Source organism: Thermoflexus sp. (assembly GCF_040289485.1).
Classification (GTDB): domain Bacteria; phylum Chloroflexota; class Anaerolineae; order Thermoflexales; family Thermoflexaceae; genus Thermoflexus.
In genome coordinates this window covers 26,633-41,595 of sequence record NZ_PSLG01000006.1, presented here as the reverse complement: position 1 = coordinate 41,595, position 14,963 = coordinate 26,633, and the positions used below count along the sequence as shown (strand labels likewise).

General features: G+C 69.8%; 13 protein-coding genes. 1 reads left to right on the top strand and 12 read right to left on the bottom strand.

Translation table 11 applies throughout. The features are described 5' to 3' along the window. Positions 1-35: 35 nt before the first annotated feature. From C4313_RS01965 to C4313_RS01910, 12 genes are all read right to left on the bottom strand, one after another. Positions 36-776, bottom strand: a complete 741-nt coding sequence (locus tag C4313_RS01965) for an MBL fold metallo-hydrolase (RefSeq protein WP_352428199.1) — start codon at positions 774-776, stop codon at positions 36-38. A gap of 15 nt (positions 777-791) precedes the next feature. Next, positions 792-3,263 (bottom strand): DNA gyrase subunit A, encoded by a 2,472-nt coding sequence (gyrA, locus tag C4313_RS01960; protein ID WP_352428198.1) that lies wholly within the window; start codon positions 3,261-3,263, stop codon positions 792-794. 174 nt (positions 3,264-3,437) lie between these two features. Beyond that, a complete protein-coding gene (locus C4313_RS01955) occupies positions 3,438-4,616 on the bottom strand; it encodes an acyl-CoA dehydrogenase (RefSeq protein ID WP_352428197.1) in 1,179 nt (392 codons plus the stop codon). 54 nt (positions 4,617-4,670) lie between these two features. Next, positions 4,671-5,954, bottom strand: a complete 1,284-nt coding sequence (locus C4313_RS01950) for an LCP family protein (protein ID WP_352428196.1) — start codon at positions 5,952-5,954, stop codon at positions 4,671-4,673. A 56-nt stretch (positions 5,955-6,010) separates the two neighbouring features. Beyond that, positions 6,011-6,406, bottom strand: coding sequence for a cytidine deaminase (gene cdd / locus C4313_RS01945; RefSeq protein WP_352428195.1), 396 nt, complete (start codon positions 6,404-6,406; stop codon positions 6,011-6,013). Between the two features lie 66 nt (positions 6,407-6,472). Then, entirely contained in the window at positions 6,473-7,237 is a 765-nt protein-coding gene (locus C4313_RS01940; protein WP_352428194.1) for an amino acid ABC transporter permease, read from the bottom strand. 11 nt (positions 7,238-7,248) lie between these two features. Continuing rightward, positions 7,249-7,890, bottom strand: a complete 642-nt coding sequence (locus tag C4313_RS01935; protein WP_352428193.1) for an amino acid ABC transporter permease — start codon at positions 7,888-7,890, stop codon at positions 7,249-7,251. 76 nt (positions 7,891-7,966) lie between these two features. After that, entirely contained in the window at positions 7,967-8,848 is an 882-nt protein-coding gene (locus C4313_RS01930) for a transporter substrate-binding domain-containing protein (RefSeq protein ID WP_352428192.1), read from the bottom strand. A 66-nt stretch (positions 8,849-8,914) separates the two neighbouring features. Beyond that, positions 8,915-9,643 carry an amino acid ABC transporter ATP-binding protein gene (locus C4313_RS01925; RefSeq protein WP_352428216.1) on the bottom strand — a complete coding sequence of 243 codons (729 nt, stop codon included), beginning with the start codon at positions 9,641-9,643 and terminating at the stop codon, positions 8,915-8,917. Between the two features lie 41 nt (positions 9,644-9,684). Further along, entirely contained in the window at positions 9,685-10,944 is a 1,260-nt protein-coding gene (locus C4313_RS01920) for a hemolysin family protein (protein WP_352428191.1), read from the bottom strand. A 3-nt stretch (positions 10,945-10,947) separates the two neighbouring features. After that, positions 10,948-11,622, bottom strand: coding sequence for a response regulator (locus tag C4313_RS01915; RefSeq protein WP_352428190.1), 675 nt, complete (start codon positions 11,620-11,622; stop codon positions 10,948-10,950). Positions 11,623-11,634: 12 nt separating this feature from the next. Continuing rightward, the gene (locus C4313_RS01910; protein WP_352428189.1) at positions 11,635-12,516 is read right to left on the bottom strand and encodes a patatin-like phospholipase family protein; all 882 of its coding nucleotides are present in this window, start codon (positions 12,514-12,516) and stop codon (positions 11,635-11,637) included. A 224-nt stretch (positions 12,517-12,740) separates the two neighbouring features. On the opposite strand from C4313_RS01910, the gene C4313_RS01905 reads away from it, so the two are divergent. Continuing rightward, positions 12,741-14,951, top strand: coding sequence for a hypothetical protein (locus tag C4313_RS01905; protein WP_352428188.1), 2,211 nt, complete (start codon positions 12,741-12,743; stop codon positions 14,949-14,951). The last annotated feature ends 12 nt before the right edge of the window (positions 14,952-14,963 follow it).

Sequence of the window (14,963 nt, the reverse complement as noted above, 5' to 3'; positions counted from 1 at the left end):
CGTCTCCGGGTCGATCCACATCCGTGCCTCCCCGCTCACAGCACCCGCATCCCGTCGCGCCCGACCTCCACGATCCCGTCAAAGACCCGCGCCGCTGCTGCCTGCCACGCCGCCGGATCCACCCCCGGCGGCACGTGGATCAGGATCAGCCGGTGCGCGCCGGCCGCCTGGGCGACCCGCCCAGCGACCTCGGGATCCGTGTGCCCGGGATAGGGGCCGGTGGCCTCGTGGAGCAGCACATCGACGCCCCGGGCCAGTTCAACCATCGCCGGGCACGGTTCCGTGTCCCCGGAGTAGGCTGCGGACCCCTCCGGCAGCTCCAAGCGCAGGCCCAGGGCGGGGAGGCTGTGGACGACCGGCGCGGCCATCAGCCGTGCGCCTGCCACCGACCCAACGGGGACACCCGGCCGCAGCGGGACCGGCCGCCACTCCACCGGGAACATGCCGGCCCAGGAGCCCCAATCGAAGAGTTCCAGCAACGCCCGGGCGCGGGCCAGGGCCGCCTCGGGGCCGGCGATCCAGAGCGGGCGCTCCCGCCGCAACAGCCAGAGACCCATCAGGAGGAGGGGAAGGCCGCTGAGATGATCCGGATGGCCGTGGGAGAGGAAGACCCCTTCCAAGCGGAGCGGATCGAAGCCCAGCCGCCGCAGGCGGTGAAGGGGGGAGCTGCCGGCCTCCACCAGGATCAGCCCGCCGGGCGCTTCAACCACCAAGCCCACCACATCCCGCTCTGCGTCGGGGACCGCCCCGGCCGTCCCCAGCAGCCAAAGGCCCACGGGACCCTCCTGCCGTTAGCCCCGTCGCTTCCCGCGGGCGTTCCCGGAAGCGCCCCGGGGGCCCCGCTTCCCTTTCTCGACAGCCATTGGGCAAAGCAGGCGGGCCAGGGTCTCGCCCGGCTTCAACGGCAGGGCGAAAGTCCCCGGACGGGCCCGGGCGACCCGCGGAAGATCTTTCACCTTCACCGCCTTCACCGTCCCCCGGCTGCCCACCGCCCACAGGGTCTCTTCCTCATCGGCGGCCTCGACCCCGATCACCGGCCCGGTCTTCGCCGAGACGGCCGCCGTCTGCACCCCCACGCCGTAGCGGCCCTGGCGCGGGTACTCCCGGGCCGCCGTCCGCTTCAGGAAGCCATGGGCCGTGCCCACCACCACGAATCCCTGCGGCTTCAGCGGGGCCGCGCCGACCACCGTGTCCCGTTCCCCCAGTTTGATCCCCAGCACCCCCGCCGCGTTCAGCCCCATCACCCGGACCTCCTCCTCGGAGAACCGGATGGCCTGGCCGCCGGCGGTGGCCAGCAACACTTCCCCATCCCCCTCGGTGGTGAAGGCGGCCACCAGGGCGTCCTCCTCGGCGACCCCCATCGCCGGGAAGGCGCCGGGGCGCTGGAGGTCCGCCCACGCGACCCGCTTGCACATCGCGTTGCGGGTCACCATGAACACATACGGGCCGGCCCCGTCCCCGCCTCCACGAGGGGGCATGGGCAGGGCGGCCATCACCCGTTCCCCCTCCGGCAAGGGGACGAGGTCGGCGACGGGGAGCCCTGCCTCGCCTTCCGGGATCCGGTGCACGGGCACCCCCGCGGCCGTCCCGCGATCGGTGAAAAGATAGAGGACCCCCCGGGTGCTGGCCCGGGCGAGGGCCACCGGCAGGTCCCCCCGGGGCCAGTCCGGGCCGCCGCGCAGGGGAGAGCGGACCAGGCGGCCGCCGGCGGTCACGACCACCCACACCGGCTGGTCCGGCATCAGGTCCTCCACCGTGAGGGCCCCCCGCGGCCGGTCCGCGATCAGGGTGCGCCGGGCGTCGCCGGATTTCGCCTTGAGTTCCTCCAGTTCGGACCGGATGACGGCCAGGATCTTCTTCGGGTGGGCCAGCAGGTCCTCCAGTTCCCGGATCCGGCGCAGTTTCTCCCGGTATTCTTCCTCAATGCGCTCCCGCTCCAGCCGGGCCAAGCGGCGCAGCGGCAGCTCCAGGATGGCCTGGGCCTGGACCTCGGTGAGTTTGAAGCGGCGCACCAGGCTGGCCCGGGCTTCCTCGGCGTCCCTCGCGCGCCGGATGAGGGCGATGATCTCATCGAGATGGGCCAGGGCGATCCGCAGGCCCTCCAGGATATGGGCCCGCTCGCGGGCGCGGGCCAGCTCGTATTCGCTGCGACGGCGGACCACCTGCTGGCGGTGTTCGAGGAAGAGTTGCAGGACCCGCTTGAGGGGGAGCAGGCGGGGCTCTCCGTCCACCAGGGCCAGCATCTGGAGGCCGAAGGTGGTTTGCATCGGCGTGTGCTTATATAGGGCGGCCAGCACCGCCCGGGGGTCCGCGGTGCGGGCCACCTCGATGACCAGCCGCATCCCCCGGCGATCCGACTCGTCGCGCAGATCCGTGATGCCCTCGAGGCGGCCCTCCCGGACCAGTTCGGCGATGCGCTCGATCAGCGCCGCCTTGTTGACCTGGTAGGGCAGCTCGGTGACCACGATGCGGGCCTTGCCCCGCTCGGCCTCCTCGATGTGGGCCCGGGCCTGGACCACGAACTGGCCCTTGCCGACGGCGTAGGCGGTCCGCAGGACGTCGGTCTCCCCATCGTCCGCGTAGCGGAAGAGGACGCCGCCGGTGGGGAAGTCCGGCCCTTTGATGAAGGCCATGAGGTCGTCGACGGTGATGCGGTCCAGGCGGCCCCAGTGGTCGATCATGTAGCACAGGGCGTCGCAGACCTCCCCCAGGTTGTGGGGCGGGATGTTGGTCGCCATCCCCACCGCGATCCCCGAGGCCCCGTTGATCAGCAACTGCGGCGCCCGCGCCGGCAGCACCGTCGGCTCCCGCATGCTCCCATCGAAGTTGGGGACGAAATTGACGGTCTCCTTCTCCAGGTCGGCGAGAAGCTCCATCGCCATGGGGGCCAGCCGGGCCTCGGTGTAGCGCATGGCGGCGGGGGGGTCGCCGTCGATGGAGCCGAAGTTCCCCTGCCCCTCCACCAGCGGATAGCGCATGGTGAAATCCTGGGCCATCCGGGCCAGGGCCTCGTAGACCGCCATATCCCCGTGGGGGTGGAACTTCCCCAACACCTCCCCCACGATGCGGGCCGACTTCTTGTAAGGGGCGTTGGGGTGCAGCCCCATCTCGTGCATCACGTAAAGGATGCGGCGTTGCACCGGCTTCAGCCCGTCCCGCACGTCGGGCAGCGCCCGCGCCACAATCACGCTCATGGCGTAAGAGAGATAGGCCTGCTGGACTTCCTCCTGGATCTCCACTGGCTGGATCCGCTCCACGGCCATCCAAAACCTCCTCCGGCGAACCTAGGACATGACCTCGGCCCCTCAGTTTAGCGCAGGATCCACGGGGCGCCACGGCCGGGTCCGGCTTCGCCCTCAGACCATCCGGGATGGCGATCGACGGCCCCCCGACGAAGGGTCCGCGCGGCGCTTTCGGACATGCTCGCGAGGCCACCCTCAAACGACATCAGGAGGCAGGGGCTCGGCTTTGGCCTGGCCCAGGATGTGCCGGGCGATGACCAGCCGCTGGATCTCGCTGGTCCCCTCCCCGATGGTCATCAGCCGCGCGTCGCGGTAGAGCCGTTCTACCGGGAACTCCCGGCTGTAGCCGTAACCGCCGTGGATCTGGATCGCGTTGCGCGTCACCCGTTCAGCCACCTCGCTGGCGAACAATTTGGCCATCGCCGCCGCCTGGGTATACGGCAGCCCCTGGTCCCGCAGCCATGCTGCCCGATAGACCAGCAAGCGGGCCGCCTCGATCTCCACGGCGGCGTCGGCCAGCATCCACTGGATGGCCTGATAGGCCGCGATGGGCTGCCCGAAGGCCGTCCGCCCCTTCGCGTAAGCCACCGCCTCCTCAAAGGCCGCCTGGGCCAGGCCCACCGAAAGGGCCCCGATCCCGATCCGCCCCCCGTCCAGGACCTGAAGGGCATATGGGAGGCCCCGCCTCGGCTCCCCCAGCAGATGGTCTGCCGGCACCCGCACATGATCAAAGGTCACGGCGTGGGTTGGCGAGCCGTGAAGGCCCATCTTCTTCTCCGGCGGGGCCACGGTCACGCCCCGGGCGTCCGTGGGGACCACCAGGAGGCTGAGGCCCCGCTTGCCGGCCTCCGGATCGGTACGGCAGAGGACGACGATGACCTCCGCAATGCTGGCGTTGGTGCACCACATCTTCTGGCCGGTGATCACCCACTCCCCTCCGTCCCGGACGGCAGTGGTCCGCACGGCCCCCAGGTCGCTGCCGCAATGGGGCTCCGTGAGGGCCAGGGCGGCCAGGCCGTGGCGGCCGTCGGTCAGCGCCGGCAGCCAGCGCCGCTTCTGCGCCTCTGTTCCGAAGAGCAGGATGGGCGCCAGGCCCAGGCCGTTGTGGGCGGCCAGGGAGAGGGCCGTCGACCCGCACCCGCGGGCCACCTCCTCGAGGGCGATCGCGGCGCTGACGTGGTCCAGGCCAGCGCCCCCGTAGGCCTCGGGGACGGTCAAGCCGAGCAGACCCAGGGAAGCCCCCTTGCGCACTGCCTCCCAGTTGAACTCCCCAGTCTCATCCACGTGGCAGGCCCGCGGCTTGAGTTCCTGCTCGGCGAAGGCCCGGACGGCTTGGCGGAACAGCCGCTGTTCCTCGCTCAGCCGGAACTCCATAGTCCCCTCCGCTCCCGAACAGGTTTGCGTCTCCATTTTTCCCCATCGATGGCCTCACCGACCCCCCGGGATCTCCGGGAAGTCCGCCCCCAGGCGGATCAGGATCTCGCAGGCGCACAGCGGGTCCGGGACCGCCGTCACGGCCGTCAACGGAAGCCCCAGCCACCCGGCGATCTGGCGTGCGGCCTCCAGGGCCGGAGGTCGGGCCAGGACCCGGGTCTCGGCGTAATCCGAGCGCTCGGCGTTCCTCACCTCGACGACCTCGACCCCCAGAGGCGCCAGGGCGGCCGCGACGCGGGCCGCCAGGCCCGGCCGCAACGTCCCATTCCAAACCGCCACCCGGACCTCCAGGCGCAACCGCTGCGGCCCGAAGAGATCCGCCAGGGCCTCCTGAACCTTCTCCGGGATCCGGACCAGAACCTCGGCGCCGTCCGGGGTGGTGTAGGGCGACGTCATCGAGGGGCCGATGACGATCATCCGGATGCGGTCCTCCGGGATCTCAGCGGCCAGCCGGGCCAGCGCGATCATCTCCTCCAGGGTGAGGTTGGTCCGCACGCCCTCCCGCACGGCCTCCCACAGAGCCGGGGCCCGGGCGATCAGCGTTGGCAGCATGTTCAGCCGCAGCACCCGTTCCCGCACCGCCCGGAGCACCTGCTGCTGGCGGCGCATGCGGTCGAAATCCCCACCCGAGGTGGCCCGCGTCCGCGCGTATTTCAGGGTCGTCCGCCCGTCCAGATGCTGGCACCCGGCCGGGAGGTGGAAGGGCTCATAGCCATAGTGGGCGTCCGGGTAGCGGGGGTCGTCGATGGTCTCGGGGACACAGAGGTCGATGCCTCCCAGGAGATCGATGGCCTTCTCGAAGGCCGTGAAGTTCACCCGCACGTAGTAGGACGTGGTGATCCCGAAGTTGTAGCGGAGGGTCTCCTGGGCCAAGGCGATCCCCCCGCCCGGGTAGCCGTAGGCATCCCCGAGGAAGTGGGCGGTGTTGATGCGGTTCTCCCCGAACCCCGGGATGGTCACCCACAGATCGCGGGGGATCGAGAGCACGCCTAGGGAGCGGGCCACCGGATCCACGGTCACCACCATCAAAGTGTCCGTCCGCCAGGGCCCGGGCTCCCCCTCCCGCTGGTCGATCCCCAGGACGAGGAGGTTGACCCGCTCCCGGCCGGTCCATTCCGGAAGCCGCAGCGGCGACCCGCCGGAGGCCATGCCCGTCGTGGCTCCCACCGCGCCTGCCGGGGCTGAGGACCGCTCCTCCAGGGCCTGCTGGAAGGCGAGGCGATAAGCCAGCCGGCCCAGCCCGAGGCCCAGCCCCAGCACCGACAGGACCCACAGCAACCGGGCTCCGCGCCACCCTAGCCCCTTCAGGAGGCCAGCCGTCCAGGGCGCCATGCTCACCGCACCGATCGGAGGTCTTGCGGGCCGAAGGGCTCGGGGAGCAGGGCCCGTAGGGAGGTCTCCCGCACCTGGCCCCGCGCGTCCACCAGGAGGATCCGCAGATCCGCCGCGAACTCGGAGAGCACCTGGCGGCAGGCGCCGCAGGGTGTGCCCCCGTTCTCGGTGGCCACGACGATGGTGATGAAGGTGCGCTCCCCCTCGGAGATGGCCTTGAACACCGCCACCCGCTCCGCGCACAGCCCCAGGGGGTAGACCGCGTTCTCGACGTTGCAGCCGGTGAACACCCGGCCGGAGGCGCTGAGGAGGGCCGCTCCCACCCGGTAGCCGGAATACGGGGCGTAGGCCCGCTCGCGCATCTGCAGGGCCAGTGCGATCAATGCGGTTTCGTCCATGCCCCGGCTCCGCCGCGAAGAGTGCATAACGATTTTAGCCCACCCCGAGGGCGCGGGCCTGGAGGCTCACCCACGGCGCAGGCCCAACCGCTGTTCCAGGAAGGCCGCCAAGCGGCCCAGGGCGTAGTTCACCCCGAAGTAGATGGCCGAGACCACATAGAGGGTCTCCAGAGGATTGCGCTCCCCCTGGAACAGGATCACCCCTCGCCGATACAGTTCGATGAACCCGATAATGGCTCCGAGGGAGGTGTCCTTCACCAGGGTGGCGAACTGGGCGACCAGCGGGGGGAGGGCCCGCCGGAAGGCCTGGGGGAGGATGACCAGGCGCATGGCCTGAAAGTAAGTGAGGCCCAGGGAGCGGGCGGCCTCCCACTGCCCGCGCGGCAGCGAGAGGATGGCCGCCCGCAGGGCCTCGCCGTTCACCGCCCCGGTATACAGCCAGAGGGCGGCGATCACCGCCGCATCCGGCCGCGTCAAGGCGTCGATCCCCAACTGACGGCCGAGGGCGCTCAGGCGCAGGAACAGGTAGAACATCAGCCCCAGGAGGGGGAGCGCCCGGATCCCCTCCACGAGGGCGATCACCGGGTAGCGCAGCCAGAAGGGCCCGCTGTGGCGGGCCATGGCGAAAAAAAGGGCCAGGGGGATGCTGGCCAGGATGGCGATGGCCGAGGCCTCCAGGGTGAGCAGCAGCCCCAGCCCCAGGAACCGCCAGGTAGAGAGGTTGAGGAATGGCTCGAAGCGGGCCGGCTGCATCCGGAAGGCGAGGGGGATCAGGATCAGCACCATCAGCACGCCCGCCAGGGTCTGCCAGGGACGCTCGCGGGTCTCCACGGCCCGGCCCCTCAGAACAGGATGCGCAGTCGGCGTTCCAGGAGGTTGACCAACCCGCTCATGGGCACGGTGATCACCAGATACAGGAGGAAGGCCAGGAGCATGGGCCAGTCGGCGAAGGTGCGCCCGATGATGAACTCCGCCTGATAGAGCAACTCCTCCACCGCGATAGCGGAGGCGATGGAGGTGTTCTTCACCAGGGCGATGAACACCGTGCCCAAGGGCGGGATCATCATGCGGAAAGCCTGGGGCAACAGCACCAGGCGGACCATCTGGGGGAAGGACATGCCCAGGGAGAGGGCGGCCTCGACCTGCCCCCGATGGATGGACTGCAAGCCGGCCCGCACCACCTCGGCGACGAAGGCCGCGGTGTAAACGCCCAGCCCGGCCACCGCGCTCTCGAAGGCGGTGGGCAGACGCAGGCCAGCTTTGGGCAGCCCGCTGTAGACAAAGACCAGCACCGGCAACAAGGGGATGTCCCGGAAGAACTCCACATAGCCGGCGGCGAACCAGCGCAGGGGCGCCACCGGCGCCACCCGGAAGACCCCGATCAAGGTCCCCAGGAACAAGGCCACCCCCATGCTGGCCAGGGAGAGGCGAAGGGTGGTCCCCAGGCCCAACAGCAGATCGCTCCAGATCTCCGCCGTGCTCATCAGCCCGACGCCCGTCGTCAGCGGGGGTAGCAAGCGGGGGCGGAGCCCTCTCCGCCCCCGCCGGGAGGCGCAGCGCTCACGGCTGGCCCACCGCCCGCCAGTCGTCCGGCGGCGGCTCGGGCACCGTGTCGCTGGGGATCCACTTCTTGTAGATCTCCTTCCAGCGACCGGAGGTCTTCAGTTCCTGGATCGCCGCGTTGACCGCCTCCAGCAGCTCCTTCTCACCCTTCTTCACCCCGACGCCGTAGGGCTCCACGGTGAAGCGGCCGCCCACCACTTTCCATTTGTCGGGCTCCTGCCGGACGAAGCCGTAGAGGATGATGTCGTCGGTGGTCACCGCGTCCACCCGCCCGGCGTCCATGGCGGCCACCGCCTCCGAGTAAGTGTCGAAGAGCACCACCTCGATGTGGAGCCCCTGCTTCTCCGAAATGGATCGGATGTTCTTCTCGGAAGTGGATCCCTTCACCGTGCCCACCCGCTTGCCCTTGAGGTCCTGAAGGCCGTTGATCGGGCTGTTCTTGGGGACCAGAAGGGACTGCCCGGCCACGTAGTAGACGATGGAGAAATCGATCTCCTTGAGACGCTCCTCGTTGATGGTCATCGTCGAGGCCACGATGTCCACCACCCCCTCCTTCAGGAAGGGGATGCGGTTCTTGGAGATGGCCTCCTTGATCTCTACCGCGTTGGGATCGCCGAAGATGTATTCGGCGACGGCGCGGCAGATCTCCACATCGAAGCCCTCCACCTGATTGGTCTTCGGGTTCAAGTAGCCGAAGGTGGGGATGTCGTATTTGGTGCCGCAGATCAGTTTGCCGCGATCCTGGATGGTGCGCATGAGGGTTCCTGGAGGGGCGAGGGGGGCGCGGCCTTTCTTGGCCGGCGGGGCGGCGCCCGGCGCCTGGCACGCGGCCGCCCACAACGCCAGCGCCATCCCAAGTCCCACGAGCGCTTTCCACATGGACCGCATAGGCACCTCCCTTCCCAGAGGGTTTCCTTCGCCCGCGCCGGGGCGCGGGGAACCACGCTAATGGCGCAAGACCTGGCTCAGGAAGGCGCGGGTGCGCTCGTGGCGGGGGCTCTCGAAGATCTCGTCCGGGGTCCCGATCTCCACGATGCATCCGCTCTCCAGAAAGACCATGCGATCGGCCACGTGGCGGGCGAACCCCATCTCGTGGGTCACCACCACCATGGTCATCCCCTCCCGAGCCAGGTCCTCCATCACATCCAGCACCTCCTTGATCATCTCAGGGTCCAAGGCGCTGGTCGGCTCGTCGAAGAGCATGATCTTGGGGCGCATGGCCAGCCCCCGGGCGATGGCCACCCGCTGCTGCTGGCCGCCGGACAACTGGGCTGGATAGGCGTGGGCCTTCTCCGGGATCCCCACCCGCTCCAAAAGCTGCATGGCCAGTTTCTCGGCCTCCGCCCGGGGAACCTTCTTGACATGCACCGGCCCCAGGATGATGTTCTCCAGCACGGTGAGATGGGGGAAGAGGTTGAACTGCTGGAAGACCATGCCGATCTCCTGGCGGAGCCGGTTCACATTGATCCGCGGGTCGTGCACCGGGATCCCATTCACCCACAACTCCCCCGAATCGATGGGCTCCAGGCGGTTGATGGTCCGGATGAGGGTGCTCTTGCCGCTGCCGCTGGGCCCGAAGATCACCACCACCTCACCCTCGTAGATGTCCAGGGTGATGTCCCGCAACACATGCAGGTTCCCGAACCACTTGTTCACCCGGCGGAACGAGATGATCGGCTGGCGTTCCATGGCCGCCCTTTCCCCTCAGGGGATATTCAGCCGGATCCCTCGGCCGGCTCCCCGCGCCGGACCCGGATCTTGCGGATGCGGCGCCCGAGGACCTCCTCGACGCGGAACTCCAGGCCCTCCTCAACAAAGGTCTCGCCGACCGCGGGGATGCGCCCCAGCCGCTCGTAGACGTAGCCGGCCAGGGTGTCGGCGCCCTCCGTCGGCAGCGCCGCCCCCAGCACCTCTCGCGCCTCATCGAGATCCACCCGCCCATCGAAGAGATACGTATGGGCGTCCAAGGGCAACACCAAAGGCTCCTCGGAGCGGTCGAACTCGTCCTGGATCTCGCCGACGATCTCCTCCAGGATGTCCTCGATGGTCACCAGCCCGGCCACGCCCCCGTATTCGTCCACAACGATGGCCATATGCACCTTCCGCTGCTGCATCTCCCGGAGCAGGTCCACGATGCGCTTGCCCTCCGGGACGAAGTAGGGCGGGCGCAACAGCTCCGCCAGGGAGGCCTCCCGCACCCCATCCCGCAACAGGCGGAGCAGGTCCTTGGCGTAAAGCACACCCACGATGTGGTCCACGGTGCCCTCGTAAACCGGGATGCGGGAATACCCGGCCTGGAGGATCACGTTGAGGGCCTCGTCCAGGGAGGCGTGAACCGGGATGGCCACCATATCGGGGCGCGGGACCATAATCTCGCCGACCACGGTATCATGGAGTTCGAAGATCGAGACGATCATCTCCTTCTCGGTGGCCTCGATGGCCCCGCCCTCCTCCCCGGCGTCCACCATGGTCCGCAGCACCGCCTCGTCGATCAGGGGAGCCCCCCGCCCGCCGGCCCGCGGGCTCAGCCCTTCCGCCAGACGCCGCAGCGGCGCGAGGACCCCCCGGACCGCGGCCAGGGTGGCTGCGGCGGGAAGGGACAACGGCTCCGCGTAACGAGCCCCCAGCGCCCGCGGCCAGGCCTCCCCGGGCCCGTGCAGCCACCCCGCCAGCCCCAGCCAGAACAGGACCATCGCCCAGGAAGGCCCGTGGCCCTGGAACAGCCAGAACGTCCCCCACCCGGCCACCGCCACATCCAGCAAGAGGAAGGACAGCCGCAAGGTCTGGAGGCGGACCGTGCTCTCCTCCGCCAGGCGATCCAGGAGGGCGGCCAGGAAACGCCCCTCCCGAACCCAAGCCTGGCGCTTCTGCGGGGGGAGCGCCCGGATCGCTGCCTCCGCCGCGCCGATCCAGGCACGCAGGGCCAGGCCCAGCAGCAGGACGAGGCCGAAGGCCCAGGGACTCCTCCCATCCATCCGTCAGCTGCCCCCTCCCTCCGTATCCAGGTAGGCGCGGATGTTGTGCTCCACCGCGTAGGCGGCCGCCTCGGCCCGGTTCGAGAGGCCAAGTTTGCTGAGGATGCTGCTCACGTAGTTGCGCACCGTCCCCTCGCTGAGGAACAGCGTCTGGGCGATCTCGCGGTTGGTCTTCCCCTCGGCGATCAGGGCGAGCACCCGCAGCTCCTGCTCCGTGAGATCCTTGAAGGCGGACGCCATGGCGCTGCGCCGGGCCGCCCGCAAGTGGCGGAGCAACTTGGGGGTCATGGAGGGGTCGATGAGGGCCTCCCCTCGGGCGACCCGCTCGATGGCCGTCACCAGTTCGTCGCTGCCGATCTGCTTCAACACGTATCCGGAGGCCCCGGCCTCGATGGCCTCCAGGAGCAACTCGTCCTCAGCGTAAGAAGTGAGCATGATCACCCGGGTCTCGGGCAGGGCCTCCACGATCCGCCGCGTGGCCTCGATGCCGTTCCCCCCGGGAAGGCGGATGTCCATCACCACCACGTCCGGCCGGTGGTCCAAGGCCTTCTGCACCGCCTCCCCCGCCGATCCGGCCTCCGCCACCACCCGGAAATCCGGGCGGCGCTCCAGCAACGCCCGAAGACCCACCCGCACCACCTCGTGGTCGTCGACGATCATGATCCGGATGGTCCGCATCCCCCCGCCTCCCTATGGGCCGGCGATCTGTGGAAAGAGCCGTCGCAACCAGCGGGGCCGGGCCATCGCCCGCGCGAGCCCAGGAAGGGCCCTCCGGGCCGCCCGCTCCCCCCGCTCCAGGATCTCCGGCGCCAGATCCAGGGCGAACACCGGGATATCCCCCGTCGGAACCCGGATCAGCCCATCGGGAGGGACTTGCGCCAGGCGGGCCTCCGCGAGGCGCCGGGCCATGATCCCTACGGACCCAAAGACCACCTCCAGGGCCCGGCTCCACCGAGCCCGACGGGTCAACCAGCGCACCAGCAACGGGCCCGGCAACCTCTCCGGGAACCGGCGGTCTCCCGATGGATCATCCACCGCCGAGAGGTCCACCCCGATAACGAAGGTGGCTCCCAGATGACGGGCCACATCCACCGGCAAAGGGTTCAGGACGCCTCCGTCCACCAGGCGCCGCCCCTCCCAGAGCACCGGCGGGAAAACCCCCGGGAAGGCGCTGGTGGCCAGCATGGCCTCCACCAGCGGCCCCCGATCCAGCCAGACCTCCTCGCCGGTGTCCAGATCCACCGCCACCGCCGCGAACCGGAGGGGAAGATCCTCCATGCGGACCGTGCCCACCGCTTGGCGCAACAGCCGCCTCAACGGCTCTGGATGGATCAAGCCCATCCCGCTCGGATCCAGCCGCATAAAGAGCCGCCAGCCGATCCGACGGGCCAGCGCCTCGATCGCCTCAGGAGACCAGCCAGCGGCGAACAGCCCGCCCACGATGCCCCCCGCGCTGGTGCCGGTGACCACCTCCGGCCGCCAGCCGGCCTCCAGCAAAACGCGGAGGACTCGAATGTGGGCAAACCCCCGCACCCCGCCCCCGCCCAAGGCGATCCCGATCCGGTGCCGCATCCAGAGGGCCGCCTTCGGATCTGTCCGGTTGATTTGAACGGCTTCCCTCCACAAATCATACACGGAATGACCGCGAATGAAGAAACCGGGCGGCGTCCCAGGAGGCGGTCCGGTGCAGTATGATCCCGCCCCGTCCCCGCGCCTCAGGGTAACCCCGCATTAAAATAAAGGGCGACCCCCGGGCCCACCGGGCGTCGAAGGCAACCGGCGAAAGGAGATCGCGCATGCAACGCCGACGCGCTGCGCGCGGGGGTCTTGTCTTTCTGTTTGGCCTCTGGGGGCTCTTCTTCTGGCCGGTATGGCTCGGCGGCTACGCCATTGCCTCCAAAGGAGGGGATCTGTGGCTTCAACTGTATCCGGTGTGGTCCTTCGTCGGCGAATCCCTCCGGAAGGGGATCTTCCCCCTCTGGGATCCCCGGATCATGGCCGGGGATCCCATCGCCGCGGAGCCCCAGTATGGCTTGTTCAACCCGATGAACGGTTTGCTCTTCGCCATCCATCCCCTTCCCGAGACCCTGGTCCACCTCCGCGTCGCCTGGCCGCTTTTGATCGGCGGCCTGGGGATGTATGGCTACCTCCGCCGGTCCCCCCGCTGGCGGTTGGGGCCGACGGCTGCCTTGACCGGGGCCGTCGCCTATATGTTCGCGGATCCCTTCATCGTCCACCTAGGCCATCCCCAGATCAACGACAGCCTCGCCTGGCTCCCGTGGGCCTTCTGGGCCCTCGATAGGGCCCTGGAAAACCCAACCTGGGCCCCCCAAGCCGCCCTCCCCCTCGCCCTCCTGGGCCTCGGGGGCCATCCCCAGACGGTCCTCTACGGCGGGGGGGCCCTGGGGCTTTATGCCCTCTGGCGGATCGGCGAGCCGCCCCGCGCCGCGGCGCTCCAGCGCGCAGGGATCCTGCTCGGCATCGGGGGGATCGCCGTGGCCCTGACGCTCCCTGCCTACCTCCCGGCCCTGGAGCGCTATCCCTTCACCGAACGGGCTGGCCTGCAACTCTCCTACGATCGGAGCTACCAGTGGCCACCGGAGATGTTCCTCGACCTGCTCTCCCCATGGGTCCACGGCCGGGGCGCGGCCTTCTTCTGGGGGCCCTGGGGACGGATCGAAAGCGCCTACGTCGGGGCGGTGGCCCTCTACCTCGCCCTCCCGGGCTTCCTGGCGGACCGCGGCCGCGCCCGCACGGGGTTCTTGGTTCTGCTGGGGATCCTCGTCGGGCTCTTCGCTCTAGGATACCACGGGCCCTTCGGCCCGCTGATCGCCCGGGTGGACCTGCTGGCCCGGATCGGGAAGACCGGGCGGATCGCCTACCTCCTGGCTTTCGTCCTGGCCATCGGGGCAGCCCTGGGGATCCATCACCTTCAGCGTTCTGCCACCTTCCGCCGAGGTTGGACGCTGACCCTGGCCCTGGGGGGGCTGGTCCTTTGGATGGTTGCCCCGGCCCTGGCGGCCAGCGCCCCTCTGGGCGATCCCCGAGCCCGGGCGGTGGGAGGCCTGCGGGCCGCGGCCGCCCTGGCCTGGGGCACGGCGGGGATCTTGGCCATGATGGGCCGACAGCGGGTCTGGAGGGCTGCCCTGCCGGCCCTCCTGGCCGTCGAATTGATCGCCAGCGGCGCCCGGGTGGAGGCCGGCCCGCGTCCCCCCGCCCATGACTTCTCGGCGCCCCTGGCCTTCCTGCACGCCGATCCCGGATGGTTCCGCGTGGACGTGGACGGAGCCGCCAGCCGAATCTGGCCGCCGGCCGCGTTGCAGGCGGCTGGCTTCGAGGTGCCCCAGGGGACCGGGAACCCGATGGAACTCCGGGAGTTCAACGTCTTGCGCTGGCGGATCCCCACGGCCGCCCACCCGGCCTATCGCATGCTGGGGGTGAAATACCTCATCGTGCCCAAAGGGGCGCCCCCGGGGGGAGAGGGCATCTGGCCGGTGTTCACCGACCACCCGGCCGTGGACATCCACCTCCACACCCGGGCCCTCCCGCGGGCCTGGCTGGTTTACCGGACGGTGGTCGTGCGCACCTACGGCGAGGCCCTGGAAGGCGTCCTGCGCCCCGACTTCCGCCCGGAGACGATCGCCCTGGTGGAAAACGGCCCGTCCTTAAACGGCGCCGGCAGCGGCCGCATCGAGGTCGTCCGATACACGCCGCACACCGTCCAACTGATTGTCCACACCGACCAGGCCGCCCTCCTCGTCCTCTCGGATGCCCTCTATCCGGTCTGGGAGGCCCAGGTGGACGAACGCCCGGCGCCGATCTACCGGACCAACGCCGTCTTCCGGGGCGTCTGGGTGCCTCGGGGGACCCACCGGGTGACGATGCAGTTCCGCCCCCGCTCGGTGGGGATCGGCGGAGGCGCTGCGGCGGCGGGCGCGCTGCTCGCCGGCCTCTGGTGGGCCATCGCCCGGAAAAGCCAACCAGTCCCGCCCGCGGAGGCCGGATAAAATATTCAACAA

What these genes read in the sequence shown, in the direction of transcription:
- C4313_RS01930 (WP_352428192.1), bottom strand. Translation starts at nt 8,848, where the DNA reads ATGTGGAAAGCGCTCGTGGGACTTGGGATGGCGCTGGCGTTGTGGGCG.
- C4313_RS01905 (WP_352428188.1), top strand. Translation starts at nt 12,741, where the DNA reads ATGCAACGCCGACGCGCTGCGCGCGGGGGTCTTGTCTTTCTGTTTGGC.
- C4313_RS01915 (WP_352428190.1), bottom strand. Translation starts at nt 11,622, where the DNA reads ATGCGGACCATCCGGATCATGATCGTCGACGACCACGAGGTGGTGCGG.
- C4313_RS01920 (WP_352428191.1), bottom strand. Translation starts at nt 10,944, where the DNA reads ATGGATGGGAGGAGTCCCTGGGCCTTCGGCCTCGTCCTGCTGCTGGGC.
- C4313_RS01935 (WP_352428193.1), bottom strand. Translation starts at nt 7,890, where the DNA reads ATGAGCACGGCGGAGATCTGGAGCGATCTGCTGTTGGGCCTGGGGACC.
- C4313_RS01910 (WP_352428189.1), bottom strand. Translation starts at nt 12,516, where the DNA reads ATGCGGCACCGGATCGGGATCGCCTTGGGCGGGGGCGGGGTGCGGGGG.
- cdd (WP_352428195.1), bottom strand. Translation starts at nt 6,406, where the DNA reads ATGGACGAAACCGCATTGATCGCACTGGCCCTGCAGATGCGCGAGCGG.
- gyrA (WP_352428198.1), bottom strand. Translation starts at nt 3,263, where the DNA reads ATGGCCGTGGAGCGGATCCAGCCAGTGGAGATCCAGGAGGAAGTCCAG.
- C4313_RS01955 (WP_352428197.1), bottom strand. Translation starts at nt 4,616, where the DNA reads ATGGAGTTCCGGCTGAGCGAGGAACAGCGGCTGTTCCGCCAAGCCGTC.